Origin of the sequence: Vibrio sp. MMG023 (genome assembly GCF_021654215.1) — a bacterium.
Lineage (GTDB): Bacteria > Pseudomonadota > Gammaproteobacteria > Enterobacterales > Vibrionaceae > Vibrio > Vibrio jasicida.
The window spans coordinates 155,997-172,254 of the sequence record NZ_JAKFZP010000001.1 but is presented as its reverse complement, the minus strand read 5'-3'; the positions used below and the strand labels follow the sequence as shown (position 1 = coordinate 172,254).

16 protein-coding genes are annotated in these 16,258 nt (G+C 45.4%); 6 read left to right on the top strand and 10 right to left on the bottom strand.

Annotation, left to right across the window (positions count from 1 at the left end):
- Positions 1–51: 51 nt before the first annotated feature.
- A complete protein-coding gene (locus tag L1076_RS00730) occupies positions 52–1,149 on the bottom strand; it encodes a ketoacyl-ACP synthase III (protein WP_061034720.1) in 1,098 nt (365 codons plus the stop codon).
- A 165-nt stretch (positions 1,150–1,314) separates the two neighbouring features.
- Between L1076_RS00730 and trxC the strand changes: the two genes are divergently transcribed.
- Positions 1,315–1,749, top strand: a complete 435-nt coding sequence (gene trxC / locus L1076_RS00725) for a thioredoxin TrxC (protein WP_042604241.1) — start codon at positions 1,315–1,317, stop codon at positions 1,747–1,749.
- A gap of 176 nt (positions 1,750–1,925) precedes the next feature.
- The gene (locus L1076_RS00720; protein WP_042603343.1) at positions 1,926–3,086 is read left to right on the top strand and encodes an MFS transporter; all 1,161 of its coding nucleotides are present in this window, start codon (positions 1,926–1,928) and stop codon (positions 3,084–3,086) included.
- A 111-nt stretch (positions 3,087–3,197) separates the two neighbouring features.
- Here L1076_RS00720 and L1076_RS00715 read toward each other — a convergent pair whose 3' ends face one another.
- The gene (locus L1076_RS00715) at positions 3,198–4,097 is read right to left on the bottom strand and encodes an AraC family transcriptional regulator (RefSeq protein ID WP_039976556.1); all 900 of its coding nucleotides are present in this window, start codon (positions 4,095–4,097) and stop codon (positions 3,198–3,200) included.
- 52 nt (positions 4,098–4,149) lie between these two features.
- On the opposite strand from L1076_RS00715, the gene L1076_RS00710 reads away from it, so the two are divergent.
- Positions 4,150–5,535: an MATE family efflux transporter gene (locus L1076_RS00710; RefSeq protein ID WP_039976557.1), complete on the top strand. Its 1,386-nt coding sequence runs from the start codon at positions 4,150–4,152 to the stop codon at positions 5,533–5,535.
- Positions 5,536–5,547: 12 nt separating this feature from the next.
- Here the strand turns inward: L1076_RS00710 and L1076_RS00705 are convergent, their stop codons facing one another.
- Both L1076_RS00705 and L1076_RS00700 read right to left on the bottom strand, forming a co-directional pair.
- On the bottom strand, positions 5,548–5,943 hold the full coding sequence (locus L1076_RS00705) for a nitrous oxide-stimulated promoter family protein (protein ID WP_237302929.1): 396 nt from the start codon (positions 5,941–5,943) through the stop codon (positions 5,548–5,550).
- Positions 5,944–5,957: 14 nt separating this feature from the next.
- Positions 5,958–6,467, bottom strand: coding sequence for a GNAT family N-acetyltransferase (locus tag L1076_RS00700; RefSeq protein ID WP_237302928.1), 510 nt, complete (start codon positions 6,465–6,467; stop codon positions 5,958–5,960).
- Between the two features lie 72 nt (positions 6,468–6,539).
- Between L1076_RS00700 and L1076_RS00695 the strand changes: the two genes are divergently transcribed.
- Positions 6,540–6,728 (top strand): DUF2986 domain-containing protein, encoded by a 189-nt coding sequence (locus L1076_RS00695; protein ID WP_020196844.1) that lies wholly within the window; start codon positions 6,540–6,542, stop codon positions 6,726–6,728.
- Positions 6,729–7,079: 351 nt separating this feature from the next.
- Complete coding sequence (locus L1076_RS00690; RefSeq protein WP_038877310.1) at positions 7,080–8,411, top strand: anaerobic C4-dicarboxylate transporter; 1,332 nt, start codon at positions 7,080–7,082, stop codon at positions 8,409–8,411.
- 102 nt (positions 8,412–8,513) lie between these two features.
- Here the strand turns inward: L1076_RS00690 and L1076_RS00685 are convergent, their stop codons facing one another.
- On the bottom strand, positions 8,514–9,002 hold the full coding sequence (locus tag L1076_RS00685; protein ID WP_038865790.1) for an NYN domain-containing protein: 489 nt from the start codon (positions 9,000–9,002) through the stop codon (positions 8,514–8,516).
- 127 nt (positions 9,003–9,129) lie between these two features.
- Here L1076_RS00685 and L1076_RS00680 point away from each other — a divergent pair, with 127 nt between their 5' ends.
- Positions 9,130–9,570, top strand: a complete 441-nt coding sequence (locus L1076_RS00680; RefSeq protein WP_054755334.1) for a DUF4174 domain-containing protein — start codon at positions 9,130–9,132, stop codon at positions 9,568–9,570.
- 21 nt (positions 9,571–9,591) lie between these two features.
- Here the strand turns inward: L1076_RS00680 and cobA are convergent, their stop codons facing one another.
- The 5 genes from cobA to L1076_RS00655 all read right to left on the bottom strand — a co-directional run bounded on the left by cobA (position 9,592) and on the right by L1076_RS00655 (position 16,249).
- Positions 9,592–10,350, bottom strand: coding sequence for a uroporphyrinogen-III C-methyltransferase (cobA, locus tag L1076_RS00675; protein WP_045405384.1), 759 nt, complete (start codon positions 10,348–10,350; stop codon positions 9,592–9,594).
- A gap of 206 nt (positions 10,351–10,556) precedes the next feature.
- Positions 10,557–11,405, bottom strand: coding sequence for a formate/nitrite transporter family protein (locus tag L1076_RS00670; RefSeq protein ID WP_038865796.1), 849 nt, complete (start codon positions 11,403–11,405; stop codon positions 10,557–10,559).
- A gap of 184 nt (positions 11,406–11,589) precedes the next feature.
- Entirely contained in the window at positions 11,590–11,913 is a 324-nt protein-coding gene (nirD, locus tag L1076_RS00665) for a nitrite reductase small subunit NirD (protein WP_104036538.1), read from the bottom strand.
- Between the two features lie 13 nt (positions 11,914–11,926).
- Entirely contained in the window at positions 11,927–14,491 is a 2,565-nt protein-coding gene (nirB, locus tag L1076_RS00660) for a nitrite reductase large subunit NirB (RefSeq protein WP_054755335.1), read from the bottom strand.
- Positions 14,492–14,767: 276 nt separating this feature from the next.
- Positions 14,768–16,249: a nucleoside hydrolase gene (locus tag L1076_RS00655; RefSeq protein WP_237302927.1), complete on the bottom strand. Its 1,482-nt coding sequence runs from the start codon at positions 16,247–16,249 to the stop codon at positions 14,768–14,770.
- Positions 16,250–16,258: the final 9 nt, after the last annotated feature.

The following is a 16,258-nucleotide window of genomic DNA, read 5'->3' as shown; positions in this document are numbered from 1 at the left end:
GTGCTCCCTTTCGCTTATTGCTTGTTTTGACCAGTTAACCGCGAGCGCTAGTTATGCGTCTTCACCACGTGGGCGTGCGTTACAAAGCTTAATAGCACGCTCTAGTAACTCAAGTGCAGACTTGTCACTTTCAGGTAACACAGCGTCGCTTTCTGCAATTGGCGTTACGCGGTCACCCCACTTCAGCACCGCAGCACCCCATGTTAGGCCAGCACCGAACGCTGCTAATAGCATGTTGTTACCTGGCTTAACACGGCCTTGTTCTAGCGCTTCACATAATGCGATTGGCACCGTCGCTGCCGAAGTGTTGCCGTAGTTTTGGATGTTCACAAACGCTTTTTCTTGCGGGATACCAGAAAGATCACACAGTGTTTGGATGATACGGATGTTTGCTTGGTGCGGGATTACCACGTCGATTTGATCTGTGGTTAGTTCTGAAGCTTTCAAAACTGTTTTCGCCGCTAGACCCATGCCTTTTACGGCGCGTTTGAAGATCTCTTGACCTACAAAGTTGAAGTCCCAGTAACCGTTGTCTTCCGCAAAGCGATCCATGCATGTACCAAACTTAGGCACGGAAAGGATGTCGCGCCCTTTTGCATCACAACCAATTTGCGATTGCAGTAGACCTGTTTCTTGCTCTGTACGGGTCAGAACAACTGCCCCGGCACCATCGCCGAACAACACAGCAGTGTCACGCATTGCCCAGTCAATGTAAAAAGAAAGACGCTCAGCACCAATAATGATTGCGTTTCGGTAGTTGCCCGATTGAATCAAACGTGTGCCTGTTTCAAGGCCGTATACGAACCCAGTACATGCCGCGTTTAAATCGAATGCAGCAGCAGAGCGAATACCAAGGTTTTGCTGAACCTTAGAAGCAATGTTTGGAATAAGAGAGTCAGGAGAGCATGTCGCAACAATGATCAGGTCGATGTCACTCGCTTCTACACCTGCACGAGCCATCGCGTGTTGCGCGGCTACCGTTGCCATGTCAGACGTGTTTACGTGGCTGATGCGACGGTTTTCAATACCAGTACGGGTGCGAATCCATTCATCTGAAGTTTCAAGGAAAGTGCTAAGGTCATCGTTAGAGAGCGTGGCTGGTGGAAGACATTTTCCCCAACCGGTAATTTCAGCGTAGTAATTTGTCATCGCAGACCTATTTATTGTTGTATTTTAATGAAATTTCTTAGAACCTGTTCGGGTCCAAATACAGACTTGCCGTCTTATAATTCGGCAGGCTAAAAAATAAGTATACAAATTATGAGGCTGACTGGTAAGTCATGTTTTCATCAAGTTGTCATAAAGGAAGAAGTCATGTCATCGTTTAAAACTCGTTGCCCGTCTTGTGGCGGTTTAAATCGTGTCCCTAATGAGCGAGTTGCAGAAGCTGCAAGTTGCGGTAAATGCAAAAACGCCCTGTTTGATGGTGCACCGATAGAAGGTACTGTCGATAACTTCTCGGCGCTGCTAGAAAGTAACACGCCAGTTGTGGTGGATTTTTGGGCACCGTGGTGCAATCCATGTGTTGGTTTTGCGCCTGTTTTCTCGGATGTGGCACAAGAACAGACCGGAAACGCTCGTTTTGTCAAGATTGATACCGAAGCGCAACAGCAGCTTGCCGCTCAATTTGGTATTCGTAGCATCCCAACCATTATGGTTTTCAAGAATGGCCAGCGCGTTGACATGATCAACGGAGCACTACCGAAAACTGAATTCGATCAGTGGTTAAATCAAGCACTTAGTAAATAATCCACTTCGCCAGCCTCGTTTACAGGCTGGCGTTTTTATGCAGCATTTCTTCATAGAATATCGATAAATATCTTTTATCGAAACGACTGAAATATATCGTTTTACTTGCCTATTAATTAGCCTCATATTCGCGCCGAATAACCCCTTAAATTTACTTAACTAATAGGCGCAAAACATTGGAAAACACAGTCGTTCCCGCAGCATCACCACGAGTCACAGTTCCGGTCGTAGCACTGTCTCTTTATGCAGTGGCATCAGGCTATTTGATGAGCTTGATTCCCCTCATGCTTGGTGAGTACAACATCTCTGCTGATTACGCGAGTTGGTTGGCGAGTGTGTTCTATGGCGGCCTATTAGTTGGTGCGATTTTCTTTGAGCGTGTCGTGCGATCCGTTGGGCACCGCAAAGCGTTTGTTGGATGTTTGGCGACCTTTTCTTTAACGATTATGGCAATGCCTATTCTTCCAAACGGTATGGTGTGGCTTGTTGCCCGCTTTATCGCAGGTATGGCGGTCGCTGGCGTGTTTGTGATTGTTGAATCATGGCTGATGTCTGGTGATGAATCGTCTCGTGCGAAACGTTTAAGCCTGTACATGCTTTCTTTGTACGGTGGTTCTGCACTTGGTCAGTTCGGTATTGGTATCCTTGGTGTAAGCGGCGGTGTACCTTTTATCGCAATCACAACGTTGATCCTAATGGCAATGCTAGTATTGCTGTTCATCGATTGTGAACAACCAAACAGCCACGAATCAACCGCACTATCGTTTAAACAAATTTCTAAGCTAAGCCACGCTGCAATCATTGGTTGTATTGTTTCTGGCTTAACCTTGGGTGCAATCTACGGTTTAATGCCTGTAGAGCTAGCAAACCGTAAAATTAGTCACCAAGATATTGGTACCCTAATGGCACTTGTCATCCTTGGCGGCATGTTGGTTCAACCTATGGTGACCACATTAAACAAATACATGGCTCGTACAGTCTTGATGGCGTTCTTCTGTATTTTGGGTATTTTCTCTATTGGTTTGACGTTTGTTTCTACCTCAGCGGTGGTTCTAGCAGTAGCGCTGTTCCTATTGGGAATGGCAACATTTGCACTGTATCCAATTGCAATCAACTTGGGTTGTGAAGGTTTAGAAGAACGTTTCATTGTATCCGCAACACAAGTGATGTTGTTTAGCTACAGCATCGGCTCAGTTGCTGGTCCTGTAGTTGCTGATAAGTTCATGGGCCAAATGCACGGCTTGTTGGGCTATCTATTTGCAGCTTTGCTTGCGACTTGCATCTACATGCTCATCGCTGCAACAAAATCAAAGCATCAAATGGCTGCAGGTTTGTAATTCAAACCTCTCCCTAAAGACAAGCAAAAACGAGGGTCAATGCCCTCGTTTTTGTGTTTCTGAATTCTCTACTTTATCGATCATTAGGTGATCATTAGAAATCAAAACGACTCATTGGTTTTGATTCTCCAGTAGCCTCTTGCGATAACGTGTTGGCGAAGTGCCGTAGAACTTTTTAAATCGATGAGTGAAGTTGTAAGGATCGCGATAACCCAATCGGTTGGCAATCATAGCGACTGACCAAGCTGGATACTGCAATAAGTCAGCGGCCTTGTGCATACGAAGCTCAATTAACTTGCTTCTCGGACTCATATTGAAAAGCTGTTTAGATAAACGATTGAACTGCTCTTCACTGATAAAACACTGCTTGGCCATTTCGGCAATGGTCCACGGCAAGTGTAACTGACCTTCAACTTCGTTAAAGAGTGTTTGAACGCGCGACAGCGACGTACTGATTGGGGTTTCAACACTTTTTACCAATCGTTGCACTTCACTGATCAACAGCTGACGAAACCCCGTTCGTCCCCCTATTTCGTTGTAGAGTAAGGTCATCAATGACCATACCTGCTCAGAGCCCATAAACGGCACCACGGTTTGCCCCAAGTCAGAGAGATGCTGCCAAGCCTCGGTATTTTGTGGCAGAAGCCAAACCATCTTCCAGATTCCTTTGCTTGGATTCATTTCAAATCGAAAACACGTATCTACGGGCAAAATAGTCAGCGTATAAGGCTCAATTTCTTTAACGAAACCCGGTGTAATCAAAACACCGCCACCTTCAATGGTAAACAGCAAGGTATGAACGCCCACTTTGTCTCGCTCGACATGGTAACCATCGCGCAGTTCAGCCAGCCCCGCCATAAAGATATCAGCTCGTTTCCATTCGGGGATTTCAGTTAGAGTCAGGAATCGTTCTTTACATGCAGGAGCTAAATGCACATCGTCGTGCCACTCTGTTTTGATGGCAAATTGTTCGATGACGGATTCGCACAGGTTTTGTGGTTTTTCGCACATGTATTTCTGTCCCTATTGGCTTTATATTCCTCACAAATTTCGAGGAGTAACTATGACGAACAACATTGGCATCAAAAACAGCGACAACTCTTTATCTAGCGGGCTACTTAAGCAGATCATCCGCTTGGGTTTCCCTGTCGCGATCCAGAGTGCGTTGGTGGCTATTCTCGCCTTGGCTGATGTTCTCATGGTTAGTGACTTTGGTAAAGAAGCAACCGCAGCTGTGGGAATCGCGTCAAAATGGCATTTTGTCGCGATTATGATCATGGCGGGTTTAGCATCGGCAAACGGCACACTCGTTGCTCAATATTGGGGACGTGAAGACGCGGTAAGCGCCAAAACCGTTACTGGTATAGCGATTCGATTTGGTTTAAAAGTCTTGATTCCTGTTACCCTGATAATCACAGTCGGTAGCGAACTTATCATGCGTCTACAAACCAACGATACGCAAGTCATCGAACTCGGCTCCACTTACCTTTGGTATGCATTTCCTGTTCTGTTACTCACTCATATCATCATTGTTTTAGAAGCGAGCATGCGCTCTTCTGGTGACACCGTCACTCCTTTACTTTTGGGGGCGGTGACGATTGTTCTCAATATCGCACTTAACTTCTGGCTCATCAAAGGTGGTTTCGGTGTACCAGCAATGGGCGTTGCAGGTGCGGCTTTGGCGACAACGATTTCTCGCCTGTTCCAAGTGCTGGCAATGGTTGGTTACATGCGTTGGCGTAAGCATTGGTTATTGGAAGTGAAAGAAGGTTCTGAGCGTCCTTCGCTGTGGCTCTCTTACCGTCGCTTAGCTCTGCCAATGACCTTAGGTGCGCTACTTTGGGCTATTGGCACCATGGTGTATCAAATGATTTTTGGTCACATGGGCACGACAGAACTGGCGGTATTCAGCATGTTAGGCCCGTTTGAGTCGCTATGTTATTCCATCTTCTTTGGTATATCGGTCGCGTGTTCTGTGATGATTGGCCAGTCGTTAGGGCGTGATGCTTTTGAACAAGCTCAGTACATGGCAAGCTTCTTCATTAAAGCGGTTTTTGTGTTTGGTATTTCGATTGGTGCGTTACTGCTACTAAACCGAGAATTAATCATTGCTGCTTTGAACTTAGACAACCCTGAGCTTTACCCACTTGCAGCGCCTGCGGTTGTGATTTTATGCAGTGCGATTTGGCTACGCATGCTTAATATGATCATCATCAACGGTATTATTCGTGCGGGTGGCGATAACGTCTTTTGCTTACGCATGGACTTTATCGCGATGTGGATGACAGGCCTACCTTTGTGTGCGGTTGCTGCGTTTGCACTAGGTTGGGAATTCAAATACGTTTATGCGCTCATGATCGCCGAAGAGGTGGTGAAACTAGCATTGTGTTACCGCAGATACACGCAAAAGTATTGGATTAAGAATTTAACGGTAGTGACAACTTCTTAATTCTTATGTTGGCTAGGATTTCTTACCCTCGCGCTCTTCACTCATCCGTTTGTGGCGATTCGACGCATTGGCAGCAGGTTTTTCAGGCACCTCGCGTTTCTCATGCATCAAGTGTCGAATTGCCAAGATTGGGTGTTTAAGCAACATTCTCGGCCCTGAATAACGCATCACTAAACGCATTTGTTCTTTAGGCTCTGGCTTGTAACAGTGAATCGGACATTTGTTGCATGTTGGCTTGTCTTCTCCGTAAGGACAACGATCAAGGCGTACTTCTGCATATTCTAATAATTCACGACATTCTGTACACAACTCACCTTTCGTACCATGGTGATCTTTGCAATAGACCTCAACCATAGCTTTAACGGTTTTAAATTCAGTGGCGAGTTTGCCCAGTAAAATGTCGCTCATTGTTCACCCTTTGATTACAGCGTCATGGTGTAGAGTTGTAAAGTTCGGCCATTATCGTAAGTCTGCTCAATACGTTCAAACTGAAAACCCAATTTTTCTAGCAAACTTATACTACGATTATTGTCATTATTGGTGATGGCGACCAAGTTTTCTATGTTCATCTCGTCCCGAGCAAAATCGACCACGACACTCGCTGCTTCTTTTGCGTAACCTTTGCCATAAGCGCTAGGTAGATAACCGTAACCAATATCAAACGCCGTTAATGTGTCGCGTTTGACCAAACCACAAATACCTATAGGTTGTTTATCATGATTGGTTTCTACCACCAGCAAACTGACGCCCTTGAGTTCTTGCATCCTTAACATGTTGTCTTGAATGTAGCGTTTTGCTTCTTCCAAGGTGCGAATTTGCTTGTCACCGACGAAGCGATAAAAGTCAGGCTGATTGTAGAGTTCTAAAATAAACGGCGCATCTTCTACACTAACAAGACGAAGTGTCAGGCGTTCTGTAATAAGTGTTTTCATAAGGAATCCATTAGGCTTGTAACTTGGTGGAAAAATCACTATCCTGCCCCGCTAAATTAAAGGACCAACACCATGAACCGCAAGAAGAAAATCAACTCGATCTTAAAAGCGAAGTTGAAAAAACAAAATGCAAAGCTTCATAAGAGCAACAAGCCTCGCTACATCTCAAAAGCAGAGCGTGCGAAGATGGAAGCTGAAGAAAAAGCAGCTGAGCAAACTTCGCAAGTGAGTGAAGAAGCTCAAACAACTGACGAAGCATAAAAGAAAAGCCGCATAACGCGGCTTTTTTTATTTTAACCAAGGTTAACTTGGCATGTAAGTCGCCTGAAAATCTAACGCCTATCGTTTAAATTATCATCTAGGCCAAAAAGCGCTCAAAACCACTGAAAATCCTTGCACCAAAATGGACCGCTGTAACCTTAGCTGACGACGATTCAAACATTCCTTCAACACCCTTTCAAACCGCTATTAACACTGACACGGCTCAGCGTGAGTTATTCCCAATTATTGGACATTGCTGTTTCTTATAAAACGGAATGTGAACAAGGCTAAGTATTTTTTCCTTCAATATCGAAACAATAGAAGTCCCTGTTTCTAATAAGGAAATTAAACATGTTGTATCTTGAGTTTCTATTTTTGCTCGTGATGCTGTATATCGGCTCACGGTATGGCGGCATTGGTCTTGGTGTCGTTTCTGGTATTGGTTTGGTCATTGAGGTTTTCATTTTCAAGATGCCTCCAACGTCTCCGCCAGTGACCGTAATGCTGATCATCCTCGCGGTGGTTACTTGTGCCTCCATTCTTGAAGCCGCAGGTGGCTTAAAATACATGTTGCAGGTGGCAGAACGCGTATTACGTAAGAATCCTAAACGCGTCACTCTTATTGCGCCGTTCGTGACTTACTTTATGACCTTCCTACTTGGTACTGGTCACGCGGTTTACTCTATCATGCCAATCATTGGCGACGTTGCGCTTAAAAACGGCATTCGTCCTGAGCGTCCAATGGCAGCGGCATCGGTTGCTTCTCAAATCGCTATTACTGCGTCACCAATTTCAGCAGCAGTGGTTTACTACCTTGCGCAATTGTCTGATATCCAACACGAGATCACCCTACTTTCTATTTTGCTCGTTACCGTGCCAGCAACCTTATTCGGTACGTTGTTGATGTCTCTATACAGCTTAAAACGCGGTAAAGAGTTAGAAGACGATGAAGAGTACCAAGAACGTCTAAAAGATCCGGTTTGGAGAGACAAGATCCTGAATACAACCGCAACTTCGCTCGATGAAATATTGCCCGTAAGCGCACGTAATTCAGTATTGCTATTCATTCTATCGATTCTCGTGATTGTAGTGATTGCTATGTGGCCGGAAGTTCGAACTATTGTCGACGGCGGCAAACCAATCAGTATGGCGGTGGTTATCCAAATGATGATGCTCTGCTTCGGCGGTATCATTCTGCTTGCGACAAAAACCGATCCACGTGATGTTCCAAACGGCGTGGTCTTCAAATCCGGTATGGTGGCGGCAATTGCGATCTTCGGTATCGCATGGATGTCAGACACCTACTTCCAATACGCAATGCCTCAATTTAAATCCGGCATCGTAGAGATGGTAACTAGCTACCCTTGGACCTTCGCGCTTGCACTATTCATCGTATCGGTTGTGGTGAACTCTCAAGCAGCGACAGCGCGTATGATGTTGCCAGTCGGTTTAGGTCTAGGTTTGGAGCCAGCACTGCTTATCGGCTTGATGCCAGCGGTTTACGGCTACTTCTTTATTCCAAACTACCCTTCGGATATCGCAACTGTGAACTTCGATACCTCAGGTACAACTAAGATTGGTAAGTGGTACTTCAACCACTCATTCATGTCTGTGGGTTTAATCGGCGTGATTGGTGCGTGTTGTTTGGGTTACTTACTAGGACAAATGATCATTCCTTCGTAAATCATCTGAATCAGAAATAAGGGGCGAGTCATTGTACGTTTGCGTACAGCCTGAAGTGACTCGCCCTTTCTTTGATTCTCGAAGCTATACAGCTAGGCGAGATTAGAGAAGAAAGTCTTCATCGATAGCGACGAAGTTATCGGCACAATCGATCAAGGTTTGAGACGTAAGCCTAGGTACGCCATACACTGTGACCCTCTTATTGAAGCGCTGCTGAATTCGCTCAACCAGCAAGCAAAAGTCACCATCACCAGAGACCAATACGACTTCATCTACGTCTTGTGCTACTTCGATGGCATCAAGTGTAATACCCACATCCCAATCGCCTTTTGCACTACCGTCACGTCGCTGAATAAACGGTTTAAGCATGACTTCGAAGCCTACACCACGCAGGATATGATGAAATTGACGCTGCTTCGGGTCATTACTCGCAATCGCATAAGCTTTTGCACTCGCCACTTCTTTCCCTTGTGTCGCAACATACCAAAACTGGTTGTAATCAAAATTGCTGCGGTACGCTTCGCGGCAGGTGTAATACACATTCTGCACATCAACCAAGATGGCGATCTTTTGTTTGCTTTCCGAATTCATCAAGTTCTATGCCTTATTTGTTTGTGCCATACCCTAAGCGAACTTGCGCCAAAGCACAATGAACTAATTCCACTAAACTTATCGTATAACCTGATAATCGGAGTTTCGCGTTTCAAGGAGGGAAACCATGAACAAGCCTACTATTGCCCTGTTGCTTTCATGCCTCATATCAAGTGCCGCGTTTGGTTACCCTGCTCACTCTCAATATTGGCCACACCGCAGCGTCTTATATTTTGCGCCAGAAAACGACAATCATGTGAAACAGTTTTTGCTAGAGGCTTTAATGAATGAGTGTGAACTTGAAGACAGAGACGTGATAACGCTCGTCATTGCAGAAGATGGGTATACAGAGCCGTCTTGGTTGAAAGAAGAGTTTGACCTTAAGATGCTAGCCAAACTTTACGAAGTGAAACAAGGCCAACACACGGCGATTCTATTAGGTAAAGATGGTGAAGAGAAACACCGCTGGGGAGCGCAAACCGATTGGCAGTTCATCAACAATCTGATTGATGAAATGCCAATGCGTAAAAGAGAGATGCAGCAGAAACGCAGTCCTTGCGCGATTTAATTCTTAAGATTAGGTCTTCGGTTACTTGCCGAACCAATCCAATTTGTTGTGCAGCTGAGTAACGCTACCAACCACAATCAATGCCGGGCTCACGGCTTGCTCTGCCATGCTCGATAGCTCATTCAACTTTCCTTGGAACACGCGCTGCTCTGGGCGCGTACCGTTTTCAATAATGGCGCATGACATCTCAGGATCTAACCCGTGAGTGATCAGCTTATCCATAATGTGGCCGCTTTGCTTCAAACCCATGTAGAACACAAGTGTGTTATTGGATTGTGCTAGAGAACGCCATTCAATTTCGCGCCCATCTTTTTGTACATGACCCGTGATGAACTGTACGCTTTGTGCATGGTCACGGTGCGTTAATGGAATACCGGCATAAGCCGTTGCACCCGCTGCTGCTGTGATACCCGGAACCACTTCGTATTTGATACCAAATTCCGCTAGTTCTTCTAACTCTTCACCACCACGGCCAAAGATAAATGAATCACCGCCCTTTAGACGCACAACGCGTTTACCTTCTTGCGCTTTCTGCACCAAGATTTGGTTGATTTGATCTTGAGGTACGCAGTGAAAGTCCAATTTTTTGCCTACGTAGATCATCTCTGCTGATGCGTGAGCCAATTCCAGAATGTCTTTCGACACCAATCGGTCGTAAACCACAACTTCAGCCGCTTGAATGGCTTTTAAGCCTTTTACGGTGAGCAAATCAGGATCACCTGGACCGGCACCAACAAGAGAAACAAAGCCGCTGTTTAAAGATGAGTGAGCAGTAGTCATATCAACGCCTATCGAAAAATTTAGATATAAAGAGTAACACTCGCGTTATGCACTTAGGGTTAAAACCACTCTAAGGAGTTATTACTTTTTATAGCTAAACCAATAAATATGTCGCGAAAGCGAAAGTTAAAAATTGAAATCCAGGTTGGAGAATGGTCCCGCCCATCCAGAAGCGGGACCAGATTAAGTGTGTTACCAGTGAATGGTTATTTAGCCATTGCAGGCTGTGCTTTTACTTCTTCTTCAGCATTGATAGAAGGCGCAGTTTTTGCGTGAGTTAGGTACAGTGGAATACAAGTCATCACTAGACCACCAACAATGTTACCTAGGATGGTTGGGATAAGGTTGAAGTTCAACCAAGTCGCGATACCAAAATCAGCACCTAGGATCATACCTAGTGGGAATAGGAACATGTTTACTACTGTGTGCTCAAATACTAGTGCGAAGAAGATGAAGATTGGGAACCACATCATTGCTACGCGACCAGACACTGAACGTGCTGTCATGTTGCCGATAACGCCTAGACACACCATTAGGTTACAGAAGATGCCGCGTACAAAACACGTGATCCATCCGTCCATCCCCATGTTTTCAAAACCAAGGCTACGCGCGGTAGAAACAGCGACAAACTTCTTCGCTACTGCGTTCAGTTCTAGAGAGAAGTTACCTGTTAGAGAGATAGCAACTAGGTAAGCAACAATTAGAGAACCGATAAGGTTACCCAAACCGACAAGACCCCAACAACGGAAGATGCGGCCCCAAGTGATGCCTGGACGGTTTGCAAACTTAGCTAAAGGAGCAAGACCGAATACGCCAGTAACGAGGTCGTAACCCATCACACTTAGAATCACGAAACCAACAGGGAAGACAAGTGCACCTACAATACCAACGCCAGTTTGAACGATAGTCGTAATCGCAACAACGACCGCAAGTGACAGGATAATACCTGCCATTGTGCCGCGAAGTAGCAAATCGCGAGTGCTGGTGTTTGTTTTCGCTTCACCCACGTTAATCATGGTTTGTACGAATTCAGCAGGTTTAAAGTCTGTAGACATGAATGTGTCCTTATTCAAAAGTTGAAAGTTAAAAATTAAAGATTGAATAGAGAAAGGCTTCCCGTTAACTCAGTAACACCTTGCTTCCTTGTCCCCCGAAGGTGAACATCGAAAAGCCTTTACCTATTGAATCTAGATTTCGGTTCATTCCCTCCCCCGAAGAGGAGGGAATTTAACCAAGCTCTTATGCTGAGATTTCGACTTTGCCTTTTGTTACACGCGTTTTGTACGCTTTCACGCTAAAGTGTTCATCTTCCATGCACGCACCTGTTTTCAGGTTAAAGCGTTGTTTCTTAAGTGGGCTTGCCACCCAAAGCTCGCCTTGGTGCTCACAGATCAAACCGCGAGAGAGCACGTTTGATTGGAAAAAAGGGTCTGTGTTGCTAATCGCTAGCACTTCTTCCGCTTCAGTTGGACGGAATACCGCTACTTGTTGACCATCAACCAGTGCACAAACACCTGTGCCCGGTACGATGTCGCTGATTTGGCAAATCTTTTCAAATGACATAATCAACCTTCTCTTATGCTTCTGTAATCGCTACGTGTAGGATGTCGCCTTTCGCTTCAGGGTGCTTCTCCGTGAAGGTTGCTGGGCGGTGCTGTTCGCGTTCTTGTACAAACACAACATTGTCATCGCGTTTATCTGAGTTAACGAAGTGTGCAAAACGAGTCAGCTGTGATTCATCATTGATGGTTGCAGTCCACTCACACTCGTACTCATCGACCAGTTTCGCAACATCAGTTTCTAGCTGAGCATTAATGCCAAGTTTGTCGTTAACAATCACTTCGCGTAGGTAGTCAACGCCACCTTCCATGTTTTCCATCCAAACTGATGTACGTTGTAGTGGCGCAGCAGTACGGATGTAGAACATCATGAAACGGTCGATGTACTTGATCAGAGTCTCTTTGTCTAAGTCGCTCGCTAGTAGGTCTGCATGACGAGGTTTCATACCGCCGTTACCACATACGTACATGTTCCAGCCGGCGTCAGTCGCGATAATGCCAAGGTCTTTACCTTGTGCTTCCGCACACTCACGAGTACAGCCAGAAACACCGAACTTCATCTTATGAGGGGTACGAATGCCTTTGTAACGATTCTCGATGTAAGAACCTAGACCAACAGAATCTTGAACACCGTAACGACACCAAGTAGAACCAACACATGTCTTCGCCATACGAAGTGCTTTGGCGTACGCTTGACCCGTTTCAAAACCAGCATCGATAAGCTTGCGCCAGATTTCTGGAAGATCATCTTTTTGCGCACCAAACAGACCAATACGCTGTGCACCAGTGACTTTGGTGTATAAGCTGTATTCTTCTGCAACAGCGGCAAGCACGCCCAAAGCTTGAGGCGTTACTTCACCACCTGCCATACGTGGGATTACTGAATAAGTACCGTCTTTTTGGATGTTACCTAGGAAGTTATCGTTCGTGTCGTGCAGCTTAACCAGTTGTGGCTTAAGAATGTGCTCACCCCAACAAGAAGCCAAGATTGAACCAGCCAGTGGTTTACAAACTTCACAGCCATAACCTTTACCGTATTTCTCTAGAAGCTCATCAAACGTTTTGATCTCTTCGATACGGATTAGGTGGAACAACTCTTGGCGCGAGTATGCAAAGTGCTCACACACGTCGTTCTTCACTTCGATACCAGATTTAGCAAGCTCAGCATTGAGAACAGACGTTACTAGAGGGATACAGCCGCCACAGCCCGTACCTGCGCCAGTCACGGCTTTGATGTCGCCCAATGTGTGGTGACCATCAGCAACTGCTTGTGCGATCTTGCCTTTTGTCACGTCGAAACATGAACAAATAACCGCGCTCTCCGGCAATGCGTCTGCACCCAAAGAAGGTTTTTCAGCCCCTGCGTGTGCTGGTAGGATCAACGCATCTGGGTGTTCTGGTAGGTCGATTTCGTTCAGCATAAGCTGTAGAAGATCACCATAGTCAGACGTATCGCCAACCATTACTGCACCTAGCAGTTTCTTGTTGTCTTCCGATACGATAAGACGTTTGTAAACTTCTTGTTCTTCGTTTTGGTAAACGTAACTCTTACAGCCTTCAGTGCGACCGTTCGCATCACCGATAGAACCAACTTTCACACCAAGCAGTTTTAGCTTCGCAGACATGTCAGCGCCTTCGAACTTGCTTTCCGTGTTTCCAAGTAGGTGATCCACTGCAACCGTCGCCATCTTGTAGCCAGGAGCCACAAGACCGTAGAACATTTCGTTCCAAGATGCGCACTCACCGATAGCGTAGATGTTTTCATCAGACGTTTGGCAGTAGTCGTTAATGGCAATACCACCACGTGGCGCAACGTCTAGGTCCATCTGACGAGCCAGTTTGTCTTGAGGTCGGATACCTGCCGAAAATACAATGAAGTCTGTTTCTAGTTCAGTGCCGTCAGCGAAACGCATAACGTTGCGTGCGCTTTCCCCTTCTGCTGCAATCTCAAGCGTGTTTTTGCTGGTGTGAACGTTCACGCCCATACGCTCGATTTTTTGACGAAGCTGATTACCACCAGCAAGGTCAAGTTGCTCAGCCATCAGTTTTGGTGCGAACTCAACCACGTGAGTTTCCACACCCAGAGCTTTTAACGCGCCTGCAGCTTCAAGGCCTAGAAGACCACCACCGATAACCACACCAGATTTGCTTTTCTTCGCACACGCTTCGATCGCTTTTAGATCTTCGATAGTGCGGTAAACAAAACAGTCTTTGCTTTCATGACCTTTGATAGGTGGTACAAATGGGAATGAGCCAGTAGCAAGAATCAGCTTGTCGTATTTGATTTCACGACCTGTGCTTGAATAAACAATACGGTTTTCACGGTTGATGTTAATCGCGCGCTCGCCGATCAACATATTGATGCCGTGTTTCTCGTAGAAGCCTTCTTTTACTAAAGAAAGTTCATCTGCAGTATGGTGAGAAAAGTAAGAGGAAAGGTGCACACGGTCGTATGCGACACGAGGTTCTTCACAAAAAACCGTGATATCCATATTAGAGACATCGGTTTTCTCGACTAAGTCTTCGATGTAACGGTGGCCTACCATACCGTTACCGACGACTACTAGCTTCAACTTGCTCATTGTACTTCCTAAGGGTTAGGTTCTTAACTGTCTGCATTGTTAATTGTGAAAGAAAATTAATACATGATGTAAATCAATTACGGAATTAAACTACCCTAAAGGGGTAGGAGCACTTTTTAACCCGTATTTAAACCTTTACTTTCGTAACTTAAACAAAATTAATGTAACCCGAATAAAATAAGATCACCCTTTTTGTCATATTTCTTAATAACAAACAAAAAGCAAGCACCAAAATGCTTGCCTTTTCTGTTCAAAAAATTATTTAAATTCAGTCAATTAGATAATGCCTCTAGACGTACCTACCCTCCGTCCTTCTTCCATTTCCCATTGAATGCCGTATTTGTCTATCCAGTAGAAGAAAGAAATCGGGAATCCGTCGAGCTTTTCAGGATGATATTCATCCGACGTATTGATCATGGTTACCCCTTCTTGTTGTTTTAAGTAACGGAAGACTTCACCACAGTTTGAAACTTCTAGCGCGACATGACGAGGGCCGCCCAAGTCATAAGTTTTTGGTTGAGGGGGGATGTCTTTTGTCCCGATTGGTGTGTGATATTTCATCAATTCAAGATAGACCGACGCATAAGGATGCTTCACAAACAGCACGTCAACGACAACATCTTGTCCAACTAAACCTGCATCTTGGTTAAACTCGGCCATACTCACACCGCGGTAATCCATTTTTTGCCGCTGAGCATCAAGTGCGCGTTCAAAGCCGAGTACTCGCTGGTAGTAATCAGCCGCCGTATCAACATCGTCGACAATGACATTGATATGAGATAAACCAAGTACAAATGCGCCAATATCACGCTCCGCTAAACGCTTAAGCATTTCTGGTTCGGCATCCGGTGATACTTCAACCACATAGTCGACCTCTCGTCCCTGCTCTATCGATTCATTGCAAACCAGATAGGCTTTCTCTTTGTGTTTGTCCGTATCACTTGCCGCGATCTCCACCTTGGCCTCCCAAGAATGAGATACAAACCATTCTGGATTCACCACATAAGCTGCAGCAACCATGTCGAAAGGAATGAACCCTTCTTTTGCACCAAAGATCAGCTTCCACTCTGTCCACCAAATCATTGAGTGTTGTTCCAGAAAGTGGCTTAAACTGCTGGAGTGGCTCATGGCTCTTAGTTCAGAAAAGTTCACCCAGACATCCGCACATACCTCAAAAGGAACCAATGTTATAGGTACATCGCTACTTAAAAGTACTTCGAAAGCCGCTTCGTCGACCTCAAAGTTGAGATCGCGAAATGGACGCGTTTGATGTTTGCTCGCGACAAAATGCTGGTCGGTACTGCGGCGGCCTGCAACACAAACGATCTTTTCGATGTTATGAAGCACATCAGGGTAATGTTTAATCAGCAGTGCAATATTGGTTAACGCACCAATTGCCAAAATAGTCAGAGGCTCTTGTTTTAGTTGATAAGCAAGATCGGTAACGGCTTTTGGAACCCCCACAGCAGAGTCAAAGAAGCTTGCACTTCCCTTCGAAACACTCAGATATGTCGGACCAAACTTTTGGATAAAAGACTGTGCGATTTCAGTCGTCACTTCAATATCGTCGCAGTTACCCAATGTAGAGCTTACTCCAACAATATCCACTTCTTGGCTTCGAAGTAACAAGCCCAGTGCATACCCGTCATCGACATCACATGGCTTTAAACCACTCTTGTGACCAATGGTGATATCAGTATCCACCCATAAACGTGTTTGTGAGCCGCAAAACTGTTTATCTTCCCCAATATGATGCATGGAGACTCC

Bases quoted from the DNA above. Each gene is read 5' to 3' on its own strand.
- L1076_RS00730 (WP_061034720.1), bottom strand. From the start codon at position 1,149: ATGACAAATTACTACGCTGAAATTACCGGTTGGGGAAAATGTCTTCCA.
- trxC (WP_042604241.1), top strand. From the start codon at position 1,315: ATGTCATCGTTTAAAACTCGTTGCCCGTCTTGTGGCGGTTTAAATCGT.
- L1076_RS00715 (WP_039976556.1), bottom strand. From the start codon at position 4,097: ATGTGCGAAAAACCACAAAACCTGTGCGAATCCGTCATCGAACAATTT.
- L1076_RS00710 (WP_039976557.1), top strand. From the start codon at position 4,150: ATGACGAACAACATTGGCATCAAAAACAGCGACAACTCTTTATCTAGC.
- L1076_RS00705 (WP_237302929.1), bottom strand. From the start codon at position 5,943: ATGAGCGACATTTTACTGGGCAAACTCGCCACTGAATTTAAAACCGTT.
- L1076_RS00700 (WP_237302928.1), bottom strand. From the start codon at position 6,467: ATGAAAACACTTATTACAGAACGCCTGACACTTCGTCTTGTTAGTGTA.
- L1076_RS00695 (WP_020196844.1), top strand. From the start codon at position 6,540: ATGAACCGCAAGAAGAAAATCAACTCGATCTTAAAAGCGAAGTTGAAA.
- L1076_RS00690 (WP_038877310.1), top strand. From the start codon at position 7,080: ATGTTGTATCTTGAGTTTCTATTTTTGCTCGTGATGCTGTATATCGGC.
- L1076_RS00685 (WP_038865790.1), bottom strand. From the start codon at position 9,002: ATGAATTCGGAAAGCAAACAAAAGATCGCCATCTTGGTTGATGTGCAG.
- L1076_RS00680 (WP_054755334.1), top strand. From the start codon at position 9,130: ATGAACAAGCCTACTATTGCCCTGTTGCTTTCATGCCTCATATCAAGT.
- cobA (WP_045405384.1), bottom strand. From the start codon at position 10,350: ATGACTACTGCTCACTCATCTTTAAACAGCGGCTTTGTTTCTCTTGTT.
- L1076_RS00670 (WP_038865796.1), bottom strand. From the start codon at position 11,405: ATGTCTACAGACTTTAAACCTGCTGAATTCGTACAAACCATGATTAAC.
- nirD (WP_104036538.1), bottom strand. From the start codon at position 11,913: ATGTCATTTGAAAAGATTTGCCAAATCAGCGACATCGTACCGGGCACA.
- nirB (WP_054755335.1), bottom strand. From the start codon at position 14,491: ATGAGCAAGTTGAAGCTAGTAGTCGTCGGTAACGGTATGGTAGGCCAC.
- L1076_RS00655 (WP_237302927.1), bottom strand. From the start codon at position 16,249: ATGCATCATATTGGGGAAGATAAACAGTTTTGCGGCTCACAAACACGT.